At 73.2% G+C, this 20169-nt stretch carries 21 protein-coding genes; 10 read left to right on the top strand and 11 right to left on the bottom strand.

The annotated features are described in order from the left end of the window. Positions 1-50 precede the first annotated feature (50 nt). The 4 genes from QBL21_RS05390 (at position 51) to QBL21_RS05375 (ending at position 4343) form a co-directional block, all read left to right on the top strand. Positions 51-575 carry a PadR family transcriptional regulator gene (locus QBL21_RS05390; RefSeq protein WP_407560828.1) on the top strand — a complete coding sequence of 175 codons (525 nt, stop codon included), beginning with the start codon at positions 51-53 and terminating at the stop codon, positions 573-575. Continuing rightward, on the top strand, positions 572-1297 hold the full coding sequence (locus QBL21_RS05385) for an ABC transporter ATP-binding protein (RefSeq protein ID WP_407560827.1): 726 nt from the start codon (positions 572-574) through the stop codon (positions 1295-1297). The genes QBL21_RS05390 and QBL21_RS05385 overlap by 4 nt, the downstream gene beginning before the upstream one ends. After that, positions 1294-3693, top strand: coding sequence for an ABC transporter permease (locus QBL21_RS05380; protein WP_407560826.1), 2400 nt, complete (start codon positions 1294-1296; stop codon positions 3691-3693). The genes QBL21_RS05385 and QBL21_RS05380 overlap by 4 nt, the downstream gene beginning before the upstream one ends. 113 nt (positions 3694-3806) lie before the next feature. Continuing rightward, positions 3807-4343 (top strand): carboxymuconolactone decarboxylase family protein, encoded by a 537-nt coding sequence (locus tag QBL21_RS05375; protein WP_407560825.1) that lies wholly within the window; start codon positions 3807-3809, stop codon positions 4341-4343. A gap of 9 nt (positions 4344-4352) precedes the next feature. On the opposite strand, the gene QBL21_RS05370 is transcribed toward QBL21_RS05375, so the two are convergent. The 4 genes from QBL21_RS05370 to QBL21_RS05355 all read right to left on the bottom strand — a co-directional run bounded on the left by QBL21_RS05370 (position 4353) and on the right by QBL21_RS05355 (position 9478). Beyond that, positions 4353-5726 carry an AI-2E family transporter gene (locus QBL21_RS05370; RefSeq protein ID WP_407560824.1) on the bottom strand — a complete coding sequence of 458 codons (1374 nt, stop codon included), beginning with the start codon at positions 5724-5726 and terminating at the stop codon, positions 4353-4355. Positions 5727-5933: 207 nt separating this feature from the next. Further along, a complete protein-coding gene (locus QBL21_RS05365) occupies positions 5934-6659 on the bottom strand; it encodes a transglycosylase SLT domain-containing protein (RefSeq protein WP_407560823.1) in 726 nt (241 codons plus the stop codon). Between the two features lie 415 nt (positions 6660-7074). Continuing rightward, a complete protein-coding gene (locus QBL21_RS05360; protein ID WP_407560822.1) occupies positions 7075-8388 on the bottom strand; it encodes a PhoH family protein in 1314 nt (437 codons plus the stop codon). 310 nt (positions 8389-8698) lie between these two features. Next, entirely contained in the window at positions 8699-9478 is a 780-nt protein-coding gene (locus QBL21_RS05355; RefSeq protein ID WP_407560821.1) for an isoprenyl transferase, read from the bottom strand. Between the two features lie 117 nt (positions 9479-9595). On the opposite strand from QBL21_RS05355, the gene mgrA reads away from it, so the two are divergent. Beyond that, entirely contained in the window at positions 9596-10633 is a 1038-nt protein-coding gene (gene mgrA / locus QBL21_RS05350) for an L-glyceraldehyde 3-phosphate reductase (RefSeq protein WP_407560820.1), read from the top strand. A 315-nt stretch (positions 10634-10948) separates the two neighbouring features. On the opposite strand, the gene QBL21_RS05345 is transcribed toward mgrA, so the two are convergent. Then, entirely contained in the window at positions 10949-11677 is a 729-nt protein-coding gene (locus QBL21_RS05345; protein ID WP_407560819.1) for a prepilin peptidase, read from the bottom strand. Between the two features lie 123 nt (positions 11678-11800). On the opposite strand from QBL21_RS05345, the gene QBL21_RS05340 reads away from it, so the two are divergent. From QBL21_RS05340 to QBL21_RS05325, 4 genes are all read left to right on the top strand, one after another. Next, positions 11801-12175: a DUF192 domain-containing protein gene (locus QBL21_RS05340; RefSeq protein WP_407560818.1), complete on the top strand. Its 375-nt coding sequence runs from the start codon at positions 11801-11803 to the stop codon at positions 12173-12175. Between the two features lie 141 nt (positions 12176-12316). After that, positions 12317-13255 carry a hypothetical protein gene (locus QBL21_RS05335; protein ID WP_407560817.1) on the top strand — a complete coding sequence of 313 codons (939 nt, stop codon included), beginning with the start codon at positions 12317-12319 and terminating at the stop codon, positions 13253-13255. Between the two features lie 175 nt (positions 13256-13430). Continuing rightward, positions 13431-13865 carry a hypothetical protein gene (locus QBL21_RS05330; RefSeq protein WP_407560816.1) on the top strand — a complete coding sequence of 145 codons (435 nt, stop codon included), beginning with the start codon at positions 13431-13433 and terminating at the stop codon, positions 13863-13865. Positions 13866-14151: 286 nt separating this feature from the next. Continuing rightward, entirely contained in the window at positions 14152-14370 is a 219-nt protein-coding gene (locus QBL21_RS05325; RefSeq protein WP_407560815.1) for a DUF397 domain-containing protein, read from the top strand. 74 nt (positions 14371-14444) lie between these two features. Here QBL21_RS05325 and QBL21_RS05320 read toward each other — a convergent pair whose 3' ends face one another. From QBL21_RS05320 to QBL21_RS05300, 5 genes are all read right to left on the bottom strand, one after another. Beyond that, on the bottom strand, positions 14445-14900 hold the full coding sequence (locus tag QBL21_RS05320) for a hypothetical protein (RefSeq protein WP_407560814.1): 456 nt from the start codon (positions 14898-14900) through the stop codon (positions 14445-14447). A gap of 69 nt (positions 14901-14969) precedes the next feature. Continuing rightward, entirely contained in the window at positions 14970-15596 is a 627-nt protein-coding gene (locus QBL21_RS05315; protein ID WP_407560813.1) for an OmpA family protein, read from the bottom strand. 13 nt (positions 15597-15609) lie between these two features. After that, positions 15610-16218 (bottom strand): hypothetical protein, encoded by a 609-nt coding sequence (locus tag QBL21_RS05310; RefSeq protein WP_407560812.1) that lies wholly within the window; start codon positions 16216-16218, stop codon positions 15610-15612. A 19-nt stretch (positions 16219-16237) separates the two neighbouring features. Further along, positions 16238-16912, bottom strand: a complete 675-nt coding sequence (locus tag QBL21_RS05305; RefSeq protein WP_407566313.1) for a pilus assembly protein TadG-related protein — start codon at positions 16910-16912, stop codon at positions 16238-16240. After that, complete coding sequence (locus QBL21_RS05300) at positions 16909-17115, bottom strand: hypothetical protein (RefSeq protein WP_027754509.1); 207 nt, start codon at positions 17113-17115, stop codon at positions 16909-16911. Before QBL21_RS05300 ends, QBL21_RS05305 begins: the two co-directional genes overlap by 4 nt. A gap of 288 nt (positions 17116-17403) precedes the next feature. Here QBL21_RS05300 and QBL21_RS05295 point away from each other — a divergent pair, with 288 nt between their 5' ends. Continuing rightward, the gene (locus QBL21_RS05295) at positions 17404-18276 is read left to right on the top strand and encodes an LLM class flavin-dependent oxidoreductase (protein ID WP_407560811.1); all 873 of its coding nucleotides are present in this window, start codon (positions 17404-17406) and stop codon (positions 18274-18276) included. Positions 18277-18299: 23 nt separating this feature from the next. Here QBL21_RS05295 and QBL21_RS05290 read toward each other — a convergent pair whose 3' ends face one another. Next, the gene (locus QBL21_RS05290) at positions 18300-20120 is read right to left on the bottom strand and encodes a hypothetical protein (RefSeq protein ID WP_407560810.1); all 1821 of its coding nucleotides are present in this window, start codon (positions 20118-20120) and stop codon (positions 18300-18302) included. Between the last annotated feature and the right edge of the window lie 49 nt (positions 20121-20169).

Raw genomic sequence — 20169 nt, 5'->3', positions numbered from 1 at the left:
CACACCCCGTCTATACACAGCACGTATACACACCGTGTAGAGTCACCCGCATGACGATCGGCCACACCCTCCTCGGACTCCTGGAGTCGGGACCCCGCCACGGTTACGACCTGAAGCGCGCCTTCGACGAACGCTTCGGGCACGACCGCCCGCTGCACTACGGGCAGGTCTACTCCACGATGTCCCGGCTGCTGAAGAACGGCCTCGTCGAGGTCGACGGCATCGAGCCCGGCGGCGGCCCGGAGCGCAAGCGCTACGCCATCACCGACGCCGGCGTCACCGACGTCGCCGACTGGCTCGCCGCCCCCGAGAAGCCGGAGCCGTACCTCCAGTCGACCCTGTACACCAAGGTCGTCCTCGCGCTGCTCACCGGCCGCGACGCCGCGGAACTGCTCGACGTACAGCGCGCGGAACACCTGCGGCTGATGCGCGAGCTGACCCGTCGCAAGAAGCACGGCGACCTCGCCGACCAGCTCATCTGCGACCACGCCCTGTTCCATCTGGAAGCCGACCTGCGGTGGCTGGAGCTGACCGCCGCGCGCCTCGGCAAACTCGCCGCGGAGGTACGCGCATGAGCACCGCCCCCACCCCCGACCCCCTCGCCGCGCCCGACGAGCCGGCGCCCGTCCTCACCGCCACCGCCCTGCGCAAGGTCTACGCCGGCACCCCCGCGCTCGACGGCGCCGACTTCGCCATCGCCCCCGGCGAGACCGTCGCCGTCATGGGCCCCTCCGGCTCCGGCAAGTCCACGCTGCTGCACTGCCTCGCCGGCATCGTCCCCGCCGACGCGGGCACCGTGACGTACGCCGGCCGCGACCTCGCCGCGCTCTCCGACGCCGAGCGCAGCGCCCTGCGCCGCCGGGAATTCGGCTTCGTCTTCCAGTTCGGCCAGCTCGTACCGGAGCTGACCTGCGTGGAGAACGTCGCGCTGCCGCTGCGCCTGACCGGCCTCGGCCGCCGCGACGCCGAACGCGCCGCCCGCCCGTGGCTGGAGCGCCTGGAGGTGGACGACGTGGCGCACCAGCGGCCGGGCGAGATCTCCGGCGGCCAGGGCCAGCGCGTCGCGGTCGCCCGCGCGCTGGCGACCACGCCGCGGGTGGTCTTCGCCGACGAGCCCACCGGCGCGCTGGACTCCCTCAACGGCGAGCGCGTGATGGAACTCCTCACCGCAGCCGCGCAGGACAGCGGCGCCGCCGTCGTCCTGGTCACCCACGAGGCGCGCGTCGCGGCGTACGCGGACCGCGAGATCGTCGTACGCGACGGGCGGACCCGCAGCCTGGAGCCGGCCGGCCGATGAGCGACCTGAGCTACGCCGAGAAGACGAGCGGCACCGGCCGTACGGCACCAGCCGCCGGCCCGCCGCCGCCCGACCCCCGCGGCACGCTGCGGACCTGGGCCGACGACCTGCGCATGGGCCTGGCGTTCGCGCTCCGCGGCGGGCGCGAGGGCTGGGTGCGTACCGTGCTCACCGCGGTCGGCGTCGGCCTGGGGGTGGCGCTGCTGCTGCTCACCACCGCCGTCCCCGGCGCCCTGGCCGACCGCGACGGGCGCGAGCTGGCCCGCGCCGAAGTCCCCGCCTCGGACGCCGAGTACGCGGACGGCACCGTGCTGGTGGGCACCGTCGACACCGAGTACACCGGCACCGGGATCCGCGGCCGGCTGCTACGCCCCGAGGGCCCCGGCGCGCCGCTGCCCCCGGGCGTCGAGAGCTTCCCGAAGCCCGGCGAGATGGTGGTCTCCCCCGCGCTCGCCGACCGCCTCGACGACGGCGACGCGGGCCTGCTGCGCGAACGCCTGGACTACGGCATCGCCGGCACCATCGCCGACTCCGGCCTGATCGACCCCGGCGACCTGACGTTCTACGCGGGCAGCGACAGCATCGAAGCCGCGGACGTCAACGTCAGCCGGGTCGCCGCCTTCGGCACCGAAGGGGCCGACGAGGGCATGGACCCGGTGCTGCTGCTGCTCGCGATGATCGTGTTCGTCGCGCTGCTGATGCCCGTCGCGGTCTTCCTCATCGCGGCCGTACGCTTCGGCGGCGAGCGCCGCGACCGCCGCCTCGCCGCGCTCCGCCTCGTCGGCGCCGACGGCCGCGCGGTGCGCCGGATCGCCGCGGGCGAGGCGCTGGCCGGGGCGCTGCTCGGACTCGCCGTCGGCGCGGGCCTGTTCCTCGTCGGCCGGCAGCTCGCGGGCAGCGTGCGGATCTCCGACATGAGCATCTTCCCCGCCGACCTGAACCCCGCGCCGACGCTCGCCCTGCTGGTCGCCGTGGCCGTGCCCGCCGCGGCCGTCGGCGTCACCCTGCTCGCGCTGCGCGGCGTCGTCATCGAGCCGCTCGGCGTCGTACGGTCGGCGCGGCCCGCCCGGCGGCGCATCTGGTGGCGGCTGCTGCTGCCCGCCGCCGGACTCGGCCTGCTCGCGCCGATGATGGGCCGCGGCGACGGCGCCGGCTCGTTCCCCGAGTGGCAGGTCATCGGCGGCACCGTACTGCTGCTGACCGGCATCACCGCGCTGCTGCCCTGGCTCGTCGAGGCCGTGGTCGCCCGCCTGGGCCGCGGGCCGACGTCCTGGCAACTGGCCGTGCGCCGGCTCCAACTGAGCAGCGGCACCGCCGCCCGGCTGGTCAACGGCATCGCCGTCGCCGTCGCCGGGGCCATCGCGCTCCAGATGGTCTTCGCCGGCGTCGAGGACGACTACACCGAGCCGACCGGCAACGACACCGCCAGGGCCCAGCTCGCGATCTACGCGGCGGCCGGGCAGGACGTCGGCGTGGGCGAACGGATCGCCGGGACGAAGGGCGTCCGCAAGGCCACCTCCCGGGTCAGCACCGTGCTCGCCACCGCGAAGCACAACCCCCGCAAGTCCGTCACGCTGACCGTCGGCACCTGCGCGAAGCTGCGCCGGTTGGCGCAGCTTCCCGACTGCCGCGACGGCGACGCCTTCGCCCTCACCCACACGTACGGCACCGCCGACACCAGGCGCATGGTCTCCGGCGGCGACCGGCTGTACCTCGACCCGTCGTACGACGACCTGGCGGGCAAGGCGCTCCCCTGGAAGCCGCCGCCCGGCACCCGCCCCGCCAGGGCCCTCCCCGACCCCGAGGGCGTCAAGCACGACGGCATCCTCGCCACCCCCTCCGCCGCCCCCGACGTCCACGACTCCGGCGCGTTCACCGCCTGGGTCGACGTACAGCTCGACCCGGCCGTGCCGGACGCGGCCGAGCGCGTACGCAACGAGGTCGACGCCCTCGACCCGCTGCTGGCCGTCCACACGCTGGACTACGAGGTCGTCTCGGAGGACTTCGCCGGCATCCGCACCGGTCTCGCGGTGGGCGCCACGTGCGTGCTGGTGCTGATCGGCAGCAGTCTGCTCGTCGGCCAGCTCGAACAACTGCGGGACCGGCGCAAGCTGCTGTCGTCGCTGGTCGCGTTCGGCACCCGGCGCTCCACGCTCAGCCTGTCCGTGCTCTGGCAGACGGCGATCCCGGTGGCGCTGGGGATGGCCCTGTCGACGGCGTTCGGGCTCGTCCTGGGCGCGGTGCTGATGCGGATGACGGCCACGCCCGTCGCGGTCGACTGGGGGTCGGTGCTGGCGATGTCGGCGGCGGGCGCCGGGGTCGTCGCCGCGGTCACGGCGCTGAGCATGCCGCTGCTGGTCCGGCTGATGCGGCCGGACGGGCTGCGCACCGAGTAGGGAACCGAGCAGGGAGCAGGGGAGGGGCCCGGCGCGCGTCGGAGGGGGGCGCGCCGGGCCCCTCCCGTACGCGCGCAGGGGCGCAGGCCGTGCGGTTCTGTAGGGTCGGGCCCGTGGCACTCGACGCGCTCAGGTCGGCCCTCCCCGACTACGCCGGGGACCTGCGCCGCAACCTCGCCTCCGTCGTCGACGGCGGCCGGCTGCCGGAGCGGCAGTTGTGGGGCGCCCTGCTCGCCTGCGCCATCGCCGTACGCTCCCCCGCCGTGCTGCGCGCGGTGGCGCCGGAGGCGCGCGAGCGGCTGGGGCCCGAGGCGTACGACGCCGCCAGGTCGGCCGCCGCGGCGATGGCGGCGAACAACGTCTTCTTCCGCGCCCGGCACCTGCTCTCCGACCCCGGGTACGGCCATCTGCGTACCGGGCTGCGGACGAACGTGCTCGGCGCCCGGGGCGTACCGAAGGCGGACTACGAACTGTGGTGCGTCGCCGTCTCCGCCGTGGGCGGCTGCGGGGCCTGCCTGGACGAGCACGAGCGGGCGCTGCGGCGGGCAGGCGCGGACCGCGAGACGGTCCAGGAGGCGCTGAAGGTCGCCGCCGTCGTGCACGCCGCCGGCACGGTCCTCGACGCGGAAGCCGCATTCGGCGACGGCTGAGAGCCCGCGCTAGCCCTTCGCGTCGCCGCCCCCGGCCTCCGGGCCGTCGGCCGTCCCCGCGGCCACCTCCGCCGCGTCCGCGCCCGGCACGGGGGCGTCGGTCGGCGCGGCGGGCGAGACTTCGAGCACCGTCGACCCGTGCGGCCCGGGTCCCGGATCCTCCAGGCGCTCCCGGTGGTACGCCTTGAGGTACCCGACCGCCGTGTTGAGCACCGCGATCAGCGGCACCGCCACCACCGCGCCCGGGATGCCCGCGACCAGCGTGCCGATGGCCACCGAGAGGACCACCGCCAGCGGGTGCACCCGCACCATGCGGCCGAGGATGAACGGCTGGAGGATGTGCCCCTCGATCTGCTGCACCAGCAGCACCACGCCGAGCACCAGCAGCGCCGTGACGAGTCCGTTCGTCACGAACGCCACCACCACCGCGAGCGCGCCGGAGACCAGCGCGCCGACGAGCGGCACGAACGCGAAGAGGAAGATCAGCACGGCCAGCGGCACGGCCATGGGCACGTCGAGGATGAAGATGCCGACGCCGATGAACACGGCGTCGATGAGCGCCACCAGCACCGTGCCGCGCACGTAACCGGTGAGCGTGGCCCACACCTTCGGACCCGCGCCCGCCACCGCGTCCCGGGCGTCGGAGGGGACGAAGTTCAGGCACCACTTCCAGATGCGCTCGCCGTCGTAGAGCAGGAAGAGGGTGACGAAGGCGGCGATGGCGGCACCGGAGAAGAACTCCAGCACGTACGAGACGCCTTCGAGGCCGGCGGAGGTGACCTCGCTGGAGTTCTCGCCCAGCCAGTCGCTTATCTCGTTGCCGATGTTGTTGATCTGCTTTTCCTGCACGTGGAACGGCCCGTCGATGAGCCATTTCTGCGCGTCGTCAATGCCCTGCTGGATGCGGCCGGTCAGATCGTCGATGTTCTCCATGATCTGCCAGACCACGAACCAGCCGATGAGGCCGATCGTGACGAAGCCGCCGATGAACGTGGTGGCGGTGGCGAGCCCCTGGCTGAAGCCCCAGCGGCGCAGCCGCGCGACCGTCGGCTGGAGCAGCGCGGTGACCAGCAGGCCGACCGCGAAGGCGATGACGACCAGGCTGACGACGCTGATGATCTGCATCAGCACGTAGACGAGGCCGGCGAGGACCAGCAGCCGCCAGCCGACCTCGGCCGCGACCCGCACCCCCCACGGCACGACGCTGGACGGCACCGGCCGCGCCGGCTCCGCGTCCTTGGGAGGGCCCGCGACGGCGGCCTTCTCGGACGCGGCCCTCTCCGCGGCGGCGGCAGCGGCAGTGGCGGCGGCGGTCCGGCGCCGCTCCGCCATCCGGCTGGCCCGCTCGCCCACCCCGCCGAGCCAGTCCGTCATCTTCGACATAGAAGTCCTCACGCCGCCTACGGTCCCGCCGCAGTACCGTCCGTCACCCGCACGACCGTACACGGCCCGTGCGTGCGGGAGGGGTCTGCTCCGACCATCTGGGACGTGCCGGTCGCGGGCGGCGGTTCCGCGCGCAGACGAAACGCCCCCGGCGGCGGGGCCGGGGGCGTTTCACAAAAAAGGTCGCGCGGGGTGCCGCGCCGGGGTTCAGTACCAGCCGTTCGCCTGCCAGAACTCCCAGCCGCCGCAGGCGCTGCCGTAGCGGTCGTTCATGTAGTTGAGGCCCCACTCGATCTGCGTGGCGGGGTTGGTCTGCCAGTCGGCGCCGGCCGAGGCCATCTTCTCGCCGGGCAGGGCCTGCATCAGGCCGTACGCACCGGAACTCGGGTTGGTGGCGGTGTAGTCCCAGCCCGACTCGTGGTCGACGATGTTGCTGAAGCACTGGTACTGGTCGGCCGGCACCATCTGCCGGGCCATGGCCTGCACATCGGCGACGGAGTAGGACGACTGCGGGGCGAAGTCGCCGGCGTCGGCGGAAGCGGAGGACGCGGCTGCCGAGCGGCTGGCGGCCTCTTCGGCCTCCCGCTCCTTCTCGGCTGCCTCCTCGGCCGCCTTGCGCTCGGCGGCCTCCTTCTTGTCCTCCGCGGCCTGGGCGGCGGACTTGCGCGCCGCCTCCTCGGCCGCCTTGCGGGCGTCCGTGTGTGCGGCGTCGGCCTGGGCGTCCGCCTGCTCCGTGAGGGAGGCGGTCTGCACCTGGGCCGTGGCGCCAGCGGGTACGTCGGCGAGGAGCGTCGCGTCGGCGGCGGTCGCCTCGACGTTGGCCGTCGAGTCGTCGCCCTTCTCCGCGCCCGTGGCCACGCCGACGACAGCGCCGACAGAGGTGACCGCGGTGGCGGAAGCCACAGCGAAACCCCGGACCGAAATCCGGCTCACACAAAGTCCTTCCAGCGTCGCCCGCTTCGGTGACCTCGCGGACGCGTCCCTGCCCCTGACACTGGCCTCCCTTTGTTCCGGACCGCCGACTGTGGCGGACCGACTGGTCACGGGAGGCGCGGGCCCGGCAGCCCCCGCGTCCGCGGGGGCCGGTACTGCTCTCGGGCGGCGTACGGCGGCTCTGTTCAGTTGAGTCGTGCTGCACCGGGTCGGTGCCGGGCCGTACGCAGGGCCTGACGAGTCCCAGACTCTGCCGGAGACGGACACCCGGACGCAATTCCCCGTCCAGTGGGAAAGCTCACACCGCGTTTGCCCCTCGCCGTTGACGGAAACCCGTGCGCAGCACTGGGCGCAACAGCTAAGCTGCTGCGCCCAGTTCACATGTTCGGGAAGAAGCACGGGGAGCAGTATCCCGTTATACCCGCCCGTCCTCCAGCATTTCGGTCACCAGCGCGGCGATCGGCGACCGCTCGGAGCGGTTGAGCGTCACATGCGCGAAGAGCGGATGCCCCTTCAGCTTCTCGACGACGGCCACCACGCCGTCGTAGCGACCGACGCGCAGGTTGTCCCGCTGCGCCACGTCATGCGTGAGTACGACACGGGAGTTCGTCCCGATCCGGGAGAGCACGGTCAGCAGCACGTTCCGCTCCAGCGACTGCGCCTCGTCGACGATCACGAAGGCGTCGTGCAGCGAGCGGCCCCGGATGTGGGTCAGCGGCAGCACTTCGAGCATGCCGCGCGCGATGACCTCCTCGATCACCTCGCGCGAGGTGACCGCGGACAGCGTGTCGAAGACCGCCTGCGCCCACGGGCTCATCTTCTCGGCCTCGGTGCCCGGCAGATAGCCGAGTTCCTGACCGCCGACCGCGTACAGCGGGCGGAAGACCATCACCTTCTGGTGCTGGCGGCGCTCCAGCACCGACTCCAGGCCCGCGCAGAGCGCCAGCGCGGACTTGCCCGTACCGGCCCGCCCGCCCATCGAGACGATGCCGACGTCCTCGTCCACCAGCAGGTCCAGCGCGATGCGCTGCTCGGCGCTGCGGCCGTGGATGCCGAAGACCTCCCGGTCGCCGCGGACCAGCCGGACCCGCCCGTCGGGGGTGACCCGGCCGAGCGCCCGGCCGCGCTCGGACTGGAGCACGAGCCCGGTGTGCACCGGCAGCTCGTCCGCCTCCGGCACCGAGACGACCTCCGCCGAGAACAGCTCGTCGACCTGCTCGCCGGCGAGCATCAGCTCGGCCATCCCGGTCCAGCCGGAGTCCGTGATGGCCAGCTCCGCCCGGTACTCCTCGGCGGCCAGTCCCACCGACGACGCCTTGATGCGCAGCGGCAGGTCCTTGGACACGACGGTGACGTCCTGCCCCTCGGCCTGGAGGTTGCGCGCGACGGCCAGGATGCGGGAGTCGTTGTCCCCGAGGCGGAAACCGGCCGGGAGGACCCCGGTGTCGGTGTGGTTCAGCTCCACCCGCAGGGTGCCGCCGAGATCGCCCAGCGGGATCGGCGCGTCGAGCCGGCCGTGCTTGACCCGGTACTCGTCGAGCTGGCGGAGCGCCTGGCGGGCGAAGTAGCCCAGCTCCGGATGGTGCCGCTTGGCCTCGAGCTCGGTGACCACCACGACGGGCAGCACCACCTCGTGTTCGTCGAAGCGCGCCATGGCCCTGGGGTCGGCCAGCAGGACGCTCGTGTCGAGGACATAGGTGCGCCGGTCAGGCTTCTTGCTGTTCACCACGGATGGACGAACCCCCTCGGATGAGGTCGGCACGCGACGGAGTCGCGGGGATCGGGCCGGGCGTCCGGCCCCGTACGGCCACGCGGACGCGCAGGACCGGGCCCCGGCCCTCCGCGTCGTCCGTACGTGCGACGGTGCGCTGCGCACGGACCTCGTGATGCGGCACGTGGTGCAAAGGGCCCTCCCGGGCGGGCGGTGCGGTGGACCGCCTGCTAGCACGGATATTCCCTCGTGAGCCCCGGGGCATGCAATGCCTGTGACAGACGGGCCGTAACGGTGAATACGTGCTAAAGGGTGCGCAGAAGAAGTTTCAGCCGCCGAAGCGGCGGTGGCGGGCCGCGTAGTCGCGCAGGGCGCGCAGGAAGTCGACGCGGCGGAACGCCGGCCAGAAGACCTCGCAGAAGTAGTACTCGGAGTGGGCCGACTGCCACAGCATGAACCCGGACAGCCGTTGTTCGCCGCTGGTGCGGATCACCAGGTCGGGGTCGGGCTGGCCGCGGGTGTAGAGGTGCTGCGCGATGTGCTCCACCTCGACCGTCTCGGCCACGTCGGTGAGCGTACGGCCCTGGTCGGCGGCGTCGCCGAGCATCGAGCGGACGGCGTCGGCGATCTCCTGCCGGCCGCCGTAGGCGACGGCGACGTTGACCAGGACGGCGCCGCTGCCGGCCCCGGTGGCCACGTCGAGGGTCGCCTCCTCCGCCTCCTTGAGGATCCGCTGGGTCCGCATGGGCAGCAGGTCGAGGTTGCCGACGTGGTGCACCCGAGCGCCGCCGGCCGCGGCGACGCCGGAGACGGCCTCCTCGATGATGGCGAGCAGCGGGTTCAGCTCGCGCTCGGGCCGGTCGAGGTTGTCGGTGGACAGCAGCCAGAGGGTGAGCACCTCGACGTCGGTCTCGCGGCACCAGCGGATCAGCTCGTGGATCTTCTCCGCGCCCGCCTGGTGGCCCTGCGCCGCCGTGCCCCCCGCGGCCCGGGCCCAGCGGCGGTTGCCGTCCAGGATGACACCGATGTGCTTGGGCACCCGGGCCGGGTCGAGACGGCGCTCAAGACGCTTCTCGTACACGCGATACACGATGCCGCGCCAGGTCATCCCGCGTTCAGCCCTTCCGTCGCACGTTCGAAGTACCCCCCGGAAGGCGCCACAGTACTGCCCGTTGTGCCACAGTCCTGTCACAGGAGCGCACCGGGTTCGTGATAGGCAGGTTTTGTGAACAGTCTCTTGCCTTACCTGCCAGCAGACACCCGTTACGACGCGATGACCTACCGCCGGACGGGTCGCAGCGGCCTGAAGCTGCCGGAGATCTCCCTCGGTCTCTGGCACAATTTCGGCGACGACCGCTCGCTGGAGTCGCAGCGCGCGATCCTGCGGCGCGCGTTCGACCTCGGCGTGACCCACTTCGACCTGGCGAACAACTACGGCCCGCCGCCCGGCTCCGCGGAGGAGAACTTCGGCCGGCTCTTCGCCGCCGACTTCCGCCCGTACCGCGACGAGCTGGTGCTGTCGACCAAGGCGGGCTACCTGATGCAGCCGGGGCCGTACGGCGAGTGGGGCTCGCGCAAGTACCTGCTGTCGTCGCTCGACGCCTCGCTGGGCCGCATGGGCGTCGACTACGTCGACATCTTCTACTCCCACCGCTACGACCCGGACACCCCGCTGGAGGAGACGATGGGCGCGCTGGCGTCCGCCGTGCAGCAGGGCAAGGCGCTGTACGTCGGCGTCTCCTCGTACACCGCGGAGCAGACGCGCGAAGCCGCCCGGATCCTGCGGGAGATGGGCGTACGGCCGCTGATCCACCAGCCCTCGTACTCGATGATCAACCGCTGGACCGAGGACGACGAACTGCTCGACACCCTGGAGGCGGAGGGTATGGGCTGCATCTCCTTCGCGCCGCTCGCGCAGGGGATGCTGACCGACAAGTACCTGAACGGCATCCCGGAGGGGTCGCGGGCCGCGCAGAACAAGTCGCTGGACCCCAAGCTGCTGACGGACGAGGTCGTGCGGCGGCTGCGCGGGCTGAACGAGCTGGCGCGCGGGCGCGGGCAGTCGCTGGCGCAGCTCGCGCTGGGCTGGGTGCTGCGGGACCCGCGGATGACGTCGGCGCTCATCGGCGCGTCGAGCGTGGCGCAGTTGGAGGCGAACGTCGCGGCGCTGGGCGGTCCCGAGCTGACGGCGGCGGAGCTGGCGGAGATCGACGGCTTCGCGAAGACGACGAGCGGCGTGAACATCTGGGCCGGACGCGGCTGAGACCCGGTCCCGCAAGGCGCCCGCCCGGCCGCCCGGGCGGGCGCCTCGGCGCGGGTTGGGAGGGGCCAGGGGGAAAAGGGAACGGGCCGGTCCGTGGGGGGGATACGGACCGGCCCGAGGGGGGGAGTTCCACCATAACCCAGGGTGAGGGGTGCTCAGTACCGGAACGGACGGGACACCTCGAAAAGTGCTCGCTCGGTGACAGTCCGTATACGAACTCCGCTGCGATCAGGTCACTCGCACGAGGCGGTTCGCGGCCCACGGGAGGGGTTCGGGGGGCGTGCGGGGCGTACGTGCCGTCCCGTCCCGCGCCGCTCAGCCGGCGGCCAGCCCGCCGACGACGAGCCCCGCGAAGGCGCCGACGATCATGAACGGGCCGAACGCGATGCCCGTCTTCCGCCCCACCCTGCGGGCCGCCAGCATGGTGATCGCGTACCCCGCGCCCAGCAGCAGACCGGCGAACGAGCCGGTGAACAGGACGTCCCAGCCGTACCAGCCGAGCGCGACGCCCAGCACGAGCGCCAGCTTCACGTCCCCGAAACCCATGCCGGCCGGGTTGATGAAGAAGAGCAGAAAGTAGATGGCCCCCAGCGCAATGCCGCCCAAGAGGGCGCGCGTCCATGATCCCGCTCCCCCTACGAGCGCCGCACCCCCCAGCAGCACTACGGCCGCCCCCGCGAGCGGCAGCGTCAGGACGTCCGGAAGTCGCCGCACCGCCCGGTCGACGGCGAAGAGCAGCACCCCGAACGGCGCCAGCAGCAGCCAGACGGCCAGCTCGGGCTCGGCGCCGGTGGCGGCGGCGAGCGCGGCGCAGGCGGCGGCGGTCGCGGTGGCCGGGAGCCAGAGGCGCAGGCCGTACGGGCTCCCCCCGCACTCCCCGCACGTCGCCGGGCCGGCCCAGCCGGGGAGCGGGTGGTCCTGCGGACAGCGGTCGCGCCACGGCTCGTCGGCGGCCACGGAGAGCCGGTAGGCGGCCCGGGGCAGCAGGGCCCCGGCGCCGGCGCCGTAGCCGGCGGCGAGGACGACGAGGAGGACGGCGAGCACGGGGTGAGCCTAACGGCGGGCCGGCGGACGGGGCAGGGGCGGGTCGGCGGCGGCATCGCGGCGATACGGTGGCGGCTCGGCGGCGGCTCAAAGCCGCCGCGACGCAACCGGGAGACGCCCGCCATGCCCACCTGGCCCGACGGACCGGCCACACTCACGGTCGGCCCCGGCGCGGCTCCGCTGCCGCTGGAGGTGGCGTCCTCCTTCGCCCGCCGCAGCCGCGGCCTCCTCGGCCGCGACGGCCTGGCCGGCGCCCTCCTCCTCACCCCCGCCCAGGGCGTCCACACCCTCGGCATGCGCTTCGCCATCGACGTCGCGTACCTCGACCGCCGGCTGACGGTCCTGGCCGTACGCACCATGCCCCCCGGCCGCCTCGGCCGCCCCCGGCTGCGGGCCCGGCACGTGCTGGAGGCAGAGGCGGGCGCCTTCGCCCGCTGGGGCGTACGCCCCGGGGTGCGCCTCGGCGTCGGCGCCGCCCCGCCGGCGGGGCCGGGCTGACCGGGCAGCGCAGCAGGCTGCCCTGGCCGACCGGGCGGCGGGAGCGTCAGAGGCGATCGCTACGATCGAAAACGACCGTGATCGCGGCCCGAACGCACGGCCGCCACGCGGACGACGTACGGACGTACAGGGGGCACCACCGTGGGGATATTCGGTCGCAAGCCGCGCCGCGACGGGCGGGACACCACGCGCGACGCCTCGTTCGAGTTCTTCTCCGAGGACGAGGGCGCCCGCTTCCGCGCCGGCGTCCACGAGGCGTTCGCCGAGCAGGGGTTGGAGGTCACCGTCGGCGCGGACGCCGTGACCGACAGCTCGGGCCGGCAGTTCGGCCTGGGCAACCTGGCGGCGGTCTGCCACAACGACACCCGCGGACCGCGCGTCTGGCCCGAGCTGACCCGTCGCCACATCGGCATCATGCTGCGGGCCATGGACGGCCCTTCGGTGCTGGACACCATGCCGGCGGACACGTTCCGCGCCCAGCTCTACCCGCGGCTGCTGCCCGACGAGATGACCGGGTCCGACGGCTTCGACTACGCGCGCCCGCTCGCCGAAGGGCTGCGCGAGGTGCTGGCGCTGGACCTCCCCGAGAGCGTCATGGTCCTGCCCCGCTCCTCGCTGGAGCCCTTCGGCGACATCGCCGCCCTGCGCGCGCAGGCGCTGGACAACCTCCGCGGGCTGCCGGTCGAGGCGCACGAGACCATCGAGCAGGAGGAGGGCGCCCGCGTCGACGTGGTGATGGGCGAGTCGATGTTCACGGCGAGCCTGGTGCTGACGCTGGACGAGCTGGTGCCCCGGGTCACGGGCCGCGGGCTGAGCACGGACGGCGCGCTCGTCGCGGTGCCGTTCCGGCACCAGCTCGCGTTCCACGCGATCCGCGACCGGCACGTGATCGCCGGCCTCAACACCCTCGCGCAGTTCGCCGCGGCCGGCTTCGAGGAGGGCGTCGGGCGGATCACGCCGGACGTCTACTGGTGGCGGGCCGGCTCGCTCACCCGGCTCAGCGCCATGGACGAGGACGGCATCAAGATCATGGTGGACGGGGAGTTCCAGGCGGTGCTGGAGCGGCTCATCGAGGGCTGAGCCCGACGCCCCTGGGGCGCCCGCGAGTTGCCCGGCGGTGGACCGGCAGCGGCCCGGCGGCCAACTCCCCGCGACGCACCCCGAGCGCCCCTGGTACGCGCGCACGCACCCGGCCTACGGTGGGGTGCCGAAGAGCCGGCGGAAGAACAGCGGCAGGAAGCCGGAGGAAGCAACCATGGGCGACTGGTGGTCCATCGAGGTGTCCGACGCCCACTCCTCCGCACTGCGGTGGAAGGACGCGTACGAGTACGCCCTCGTCGAGTCGGCGCTCGGCCACCGGGCGACGACCTGGGAGTGGCACGTCCACTCCCGCGGGATCGTCTTCGAGATCGCCTTCCGGGAGAAGAGCGACGGGGAGGCGTGGCGGCAACTGCCGGGCGTACGGGCGGCCCTCGACGCCGTACCCGACCCGGCGGCCGGACTCCTCGTACGCCGCGGCCCCGACGGCAACGGCTGCTGCCGCGGAGCTCGGCGGCCGCGCCCCGCTCCCGCCGCGGCAGCGGTGGAGTCGCCGGATGGCCGGGAGGCCGCCGGCGGTGTGGCGAACACCGCCGCACAGGGCTCCGGCGCCCGGGGCACGGCCCCGAAGCCCCCGCCCCGTGCAGGCTGAGGACGGGAGCACGGGCCGGCAGGGCCTCGGGGGGCACCGGCCGACCCGCCCACAGACTCGGTGGGGCGGGGTGGTCGCGCCAAGGTGTTTCAGGCAGAGCCGAAACACCGGGGCCGGGGGAACGACGGGAACGTCGGGCACGGGGGGCACGGGGGGCACGGGGGGCACGGCGGGAACTAAGTGCCGTTCCGTCTCGTCAATCGTTTCGAGGTCTTGTGCCCGCAATGGGCGGCCTTGGGCGCGTCGTGGTCCGGCGCGCGGTACGTGACCATACGGCGGGAGACCGATGAGCACCGAGCACGGCCCTGATGGCCTGGAATGGCGGAGGAGCAGCTACAGCCGCGGGGCCGGGGCCAAGTGCGTCGAGGTCGCCGCCGGGGCCGGGGCGGTGCACGTACGGGACTCCAAGACGCCGGACGGGCCGGTGCTGACGTTCACGCCGGAGGCGTGGGCGGCGTTCACGGCCTACGCGACCCGTACACCGGGGACGGTCCGCAGGTTCTGAACGGGCGGGCCGGCGAGCGCGGTTGGCGGGCCGGGCCGGCGGGCGGGGCCGGTGGGCGGGGCCGGTGGGATGGGTCAGGAGGTTTGGTGCCTGTCGCCGGGGCAGCCGCCCTGCCGCCGGGTGAAGCCGAGGACGTCGCCGGACCGGATCTCGTCACCGTCGCGGTCGTTGACGACGACCTCGGGGAGCTTCTCGACGCAGTCGGCGAGGAGTTGCTGAAGGTGCGCGCGCTTGATGCCGGCGGCGACACGGCGGCCGGGGGCGTCGTCGGCGAGGTCGGTGAAGATGACCGTACGCACCGCGGCACCGCCCTCCCACTCGGTCTCGACGCTGGTGACGTGCTCGGCGAACTCGGCGGGGGCGTAGGTCGAGGCGCCGGCGGACCGCCCGGCGGCGGGATGCCGGAGCGCGACGGAGTCGTCGGGCACACCCCGTAACACGTCGTCGGCGAGCCACAGCACGCCGCCCAGCACGGCCACCACACCCGCCACGACGGCAACCACCCGCAGCACCCGCCCCACGAAGGCCACGCAGTCCTCGCCCCCTCCCGGCACGCAGGCGCGCCGAGGTGAGCATACCGGGCACGACGGACATCCGGGTCACTGCCCCCGGGGGAAGCTCACCTCGACCCGCCGGTTCTGCTTCCGGCCTTCCTCGGTGGCGTTGTCGGCGATGGGGTAGTCCTCGCTGTAGCCCCGGACGACGTAGGTGACGTCGGCGGCCTGGAGGGTGTTGGTCAGCTCCTGGTGCACGGCGTTGGCGCGGTTCTTGGAGAGGGTGACGCCGTGCTCGTACGACCCGAGGTCGTCGGTGAAGCCGAAGACGCGCACGGTGTCGGGGTCGTTCTGCTCGATCTCGTCGGCGATGGCGGCGATCCGGGACCGCGCCTGGCCGGTGAGCTGGGCGCTGTCCTTGGGGAAGAGCACCTCGGCCTGGAGCGCGATGGTGATGGTCGAGTTGGAGTCGGACCGCCGCTCCTCGCCGCCCTGGGTCTCGACGACGGAGACGATGTCGAGCACCTTGGGGTCGTCGAGGGTGGCGCCGTCCTCCAACTGGAGATCGGGGTCGTTGGCGTCGGTCTCGACGGGCGGGGGCGCGGAGGTGCTGGTCCCGGGCGGGGAGGACGGGACGGGCACGTCGTCCTGCGCGGGCAGCGCCTGCGCGACGCCGGGGGTGGCGACGAGGAACGAGGCGAGGGCGAGCGCTACGGCTGTGCGGGAGGGCATCGCGGTGCTCACCTCATTCGGAGATCTCTAGGTTGGTGGGCGGGAACGTGGGGAGTTGGAACTCGACCTCGGTGGTGTCGTCCGGCGGGGCGGGGAACTGGATGTAGACGGTCAGGCTCTCCCCGGCGTCGAGGCTGGCGATGCCGGAGGTGCACAGGCAGCGCATCTCGGTGTCCCGCAGGGCGTAGTAGCGCTTCTTGCCGTCCAGGTCCACGAACGTCGCGCCCATGAGGGACGACTTGTCCGCTCCCTGCTCCCGGCCGGACCAGTCCTGGATGTGCAGGAAGTCCTCGGCGCCGGTGTTCTCCAGCTCGCCGTTGAGGGTGACGAACCCGCCCGCGTCCCGCTTCAGCTCCAGCACGCGAAGGACGATGTCCTCCTTGTTCTTCACCTCGGCGATGGGCTCCGACGGCACCTCCTCGTCGCCGCCGCCCTGCCGGCCGTCGCCCTTGCCGTCGGAGTCCCCGCCGCCGGACGTCTCGGCGGTCTCGGACGACTTCTCGTCGCCGCCTCCGTCGCCGTCATCGCCACCGCCGCAGCCTGCGGCGGTGAGCGCCAGAGCCGCGGCCAGCGCCACGGTGGCGGCTCCTCTGCGCGCCCTGCTCGTGCCCCACATGCTCATTGCCAGCTTCCTTCGCAGTTCAGTCGACGAGACGTACGGAGAAGAGGTCGTCGGGGTCGGGAAGGAGGTGGATGTCGTCGGGATCGAGGGACCAGTCGCGGCCGTCGCAGTCGAGTTCGAGCGGCGGCTTGTCCCGGTCCTCGTCGTCGCCGGAATCGCCGTCACCACCGCCGTCACCGTCACCGCCGCCGTCGTCCTCGCCCCGGCCGTCGTCCCCTCCCCCGCCGTCGTCGGGCTCCCGCACGTCGCAGCGGGACTCCAGGACCGCCGTGGCGGTGGCCTCGGAGCGTTTGCTCTCCGTGCCCGGTACGAGCGTGTCGCCGACGGCCTCACGGTTGCGTACCGTCACGGTGAACCCGTCGTCCGGGTCGTACACGCGGTCGCACGCGGTCGTGTCGGCGTCGTTCTTGGCGGCGAAGTCCTGCGCAGCGGCGCAGGCCGACCCGTACTCGAACCCCTCGCCCCCGATGATGTCGTCCCACGAGCCCGGGTCGACCAGTTTGTCGAGCAGACCCTCCGACAACTGCTCGCGCGCGTCGTGCGCGGCGGCAAGCGCGGCGGCGTCGGCAGCGCCCTGGGCGTCGTTGCGGTTCGCCGCGGCCTGGCCGACGGCGAAGTACGCGACGGCGAGGAACAGCAGACCCGCGATCGCGGCGATGTAGAGCGGGAACGCCTGACCGGAGTCACCGCTCAGCCGATCTTTCCGATCTGGTCCTGGATCTTGCCGAGGATCAACTCCCCCAGCCCCGACTGGATCAGCACCAGCACGATCACCACGGCCACCGCGATGATCCCCAGGTACTCCACCGCTGTCTGCCCCCGATCGCGCTCGCGTCCGCGGCGCAGCCGCTGGGTGGCGGCCAGGGACCTCAGCAGCACGTCGTTGGGTTTCCACATGCGGTCTACCTCCGGAGTCGGACAACGCGGCCGTTGCCGTCGGTCCGTCAAGCCAATTGTGTGCTGTAACAGCGGACTTGGCGTCAGGAACGGCCATTTTCCGTCCTCCCCCTCGCCGCCCGCCTTACACCTGCGGCGGCCCGCGCCGCGGCGCGTCCACGTGCGCAGCGTAACCGGCCGCTTGCCGACTGTCCCACAGACCCCTTGCGCATGCGAAGAGGGCGGAGCGGAATACCCCGGGATGTCCGCCTGCCCGGTGGTGTCGGCCGGGGCGGGTACCGTCGCCGCATGACGAGACTTGCCACCGTGTTCGTTCCGCAGTTCCCGCCCGAGCAGCTTCGCGCCGTGGCGCGGGCCGCGGACGAGGCCGGGATCGACGAGTTGTGGGTGTGGGAGGACTGCTTCTACGAGAGCGGGGTCGCCACCGCCGCCGCCGTGCTCGCCTGGACCGAGCGGGTGCACGTCGCCATCGGGATCCTGCCCGTGCCGCTGCGGAACGTCGCGCTGGTAGCCATGGAGGCGGCCACCCTGCACCGGCTGTTTCCCGGGCGGGTGACGCTCGGGGTGGGGCACGGGGTGCAGTCGTGGATGGGGCAGGTCGGGGCGCGGGCCGCGTCGCCGCTGACGTTGCTGCGCGAGCATCTGACCGCGCTGCGCGCGCTGCTCGCCGGGGAGAACGTCACCGTCGACGGGCGGTACGTCGAGCTCGACGGCGTCGAGCTGGCCTGGCCGCCGGCGGAGGCGCCGCCGGTGCTCTCCGGGGGTACGGGGCCGAAGACGCTGCGGCTCACCGGGGAGGCGGCCGACGGGACGATCCTCGCCGGGGGTGCCTCGCCCGAGGTGGTGCAGGAGGCCGCCGAGGCGGTACGGGCCGGGCGGGAGGCCGCCGGGCGCGGCGGGGAGCATCCGCTCGTCGCCTCGATCCTCGTCGCCACCGGCCCGGGCGCCGAGCGGCGGCTGGCCGACGACGCCCGCCGGATGGGCTGGGACCCGGCCGCGGAGGCGCACGTCGCCGGGGACGCGGCGGCGGTCGCGGCGGCGGTGGACCGGTGGGCGGCGGCCGGGGCGACGACGGTGGTGCTCCAGCCGACCGCCGACGAGCCGGATCCGGTGGGCTTCGTACGGTGGGTGGCGGAGGAGGTGCGTCCGCTGGTGTCGTAGCGCGGGCGTGCCCGCGCCCGCGGCTAGCTCCTTCGCCGCCTGCTCCCTATCGCCTGCGCGCGCTGCTGGAGTCGCGATCGCAGGCGGATGTTGACGACGATGCCCACGAGCAGGATGACGACCGCGAGGCTCAGCCCCTGGAGCACGAGGCTCTCCAGCACCGTCACCACACCGATGAAGGCGAGCCCGAGCAGGAACACCAGCTCGCGCAGCTCCTTCTTGAGCTGGTACGAGCGGCTGCACCGGATCCGTACCGTGCCCATCCACTGCCCGGCCATCCCCAGCCCCGCCCACAGGCGTCGGTCGAGGAAGACCCAGGGCAGGTCGGGGAAGACCCCCAGGGCGTCGAGGGAGCTGGGGTAGCGGCTGTTCATCGTGCCGCCGTGCAGTTCCTTGCGCCGCTCGGTGACCTCGTCGCTCGTCTCGATGGCCTTGAGCCGCAGGGTGGGCACGACGCCGTCGGGGCCCGGGAAGCCTTCCAGCACGACGGCGTCGCCGCTGGCGACGCCCAGCAGTTCCAGCGTCAGGTGGTCGAGGAGGCACACCTCGTGCTCGGCGCTCGCGCGGTCGCCGTCCTGCACCCGGCAGAGCACGTAGTTGTGCCGGCCGAAGAGGAGCTTCTGCCACCAGGACTGACGGAGCGGCAGTTCGGCGGGGAGCAGCGTGACCGTGTCGCCGGGGTCGACGCCGATGCCGACGCGCAGCGAGTTGTCGACCTGGACCAGGCTGACGTCGTCCGCGGCGATGTCGTCGGCGACGACGACGCCGGCGAGCGCGCCGAGGCGGTCGTGGTGGGGGCGCGGGAGCCGGGCGTTCTGCACCACGAGGAGGCGCGGATCGCCGAGTCGGCGGGAGAGCGCGGCGGAGATCCGGACGACGCCCGCCTCGCGCTGGTCGAAGGCGTCGGGCGTACGGCCGACGCGGTACGTGCCGTCCTCGGGGTCGCCGTGGGGGTGGAGGTCGTCGTAGACGGCGGTGGCGGGGCGGTCGGGGACGTAACGTTCGAGGCCGGAGGGCGTGGTGCGGTTCTCGTCGGCGAAGAGGCGGGTGCCCTTGCCGCAGAGCGTCGGGTTGCCGCGGGCGCGGGAGCTGAACTCCTCCGGCGTCTCGCCGAACCACTCGCGCAGCCGGCGCGACTCGGCCAGCACGTCGGCCAGGAGCTGTCGCTCGCCCAGGTGCCGCCGGGGCCGGCGTTCTGAGTCGCAGAGGACGCCGTAGCGGTGGACGTAGGCGTACACCTCGCCCAGCACCTCGCCGGAGGCGAGTTCCACGCGGATGTCGGGCGCCGGGAGCAGCACGCGGTCGTACTCGCCCTCCGGGTCGAAGATGCCCTCGCTGCGGTCGACGATCTCCAACTGGCTGGCGTCGAACCAGGTCACGAAGAGTGTGCGGGTGTGGCCGGGGGCGGCGACGGGCGAGGAGGAGATGTATCCCAGGGGGCTGATGTACGCGGACACGCCGACGTCGACCCCGGTGACGGTGGCCTTCGCCATGGGGATGGTGGAGGAGACGCCCGCGCCCTCCATCTTGTGCACGAGCTGCGCCGGGCAGGCGTTGGAGCCGACGGCCAGCACCGGGTAGCGGTCGCCGACGAGCGTTTCGTTGGCGCGCATCAGCGCGTGGTTGACCGGTACGGGGTCCTGGAGGCCGGGTTCGCCGCGGAAGCCGCCGGGCGGCGGGTGGACGAGCCACTTCGCCAGCCTTCTGTTCGGGGTCGCGTCGAGGCGCAACAGCCGGTTCTTGTACAGCAGTCCGGAGTCCTCGGGCCACGCACCCGGGTAGATCAGCGGGTTCTCACGTGGCGCCTCGTGCAGTCCGAGCGCCTCCAGCGTGCGTTCTTCCACCGTGCGGCCAGCCCTTTCGACGGTCAGCGGAGCACCTCCGCGGCGTGGT

Source organism: Streptomyces sp. 184, from assembly GCF_045781775.1.
Taxonomy (GTDB): Bacteria; Actinomycetota; Actinomycetes; order Streptomycetales; family Streptomycetaceae; genus Streptomyces.
Note: the sequence above shows the minus strand (reverse complement) of the source record. Positions and strands in the feature narration are given on the sequence as shown.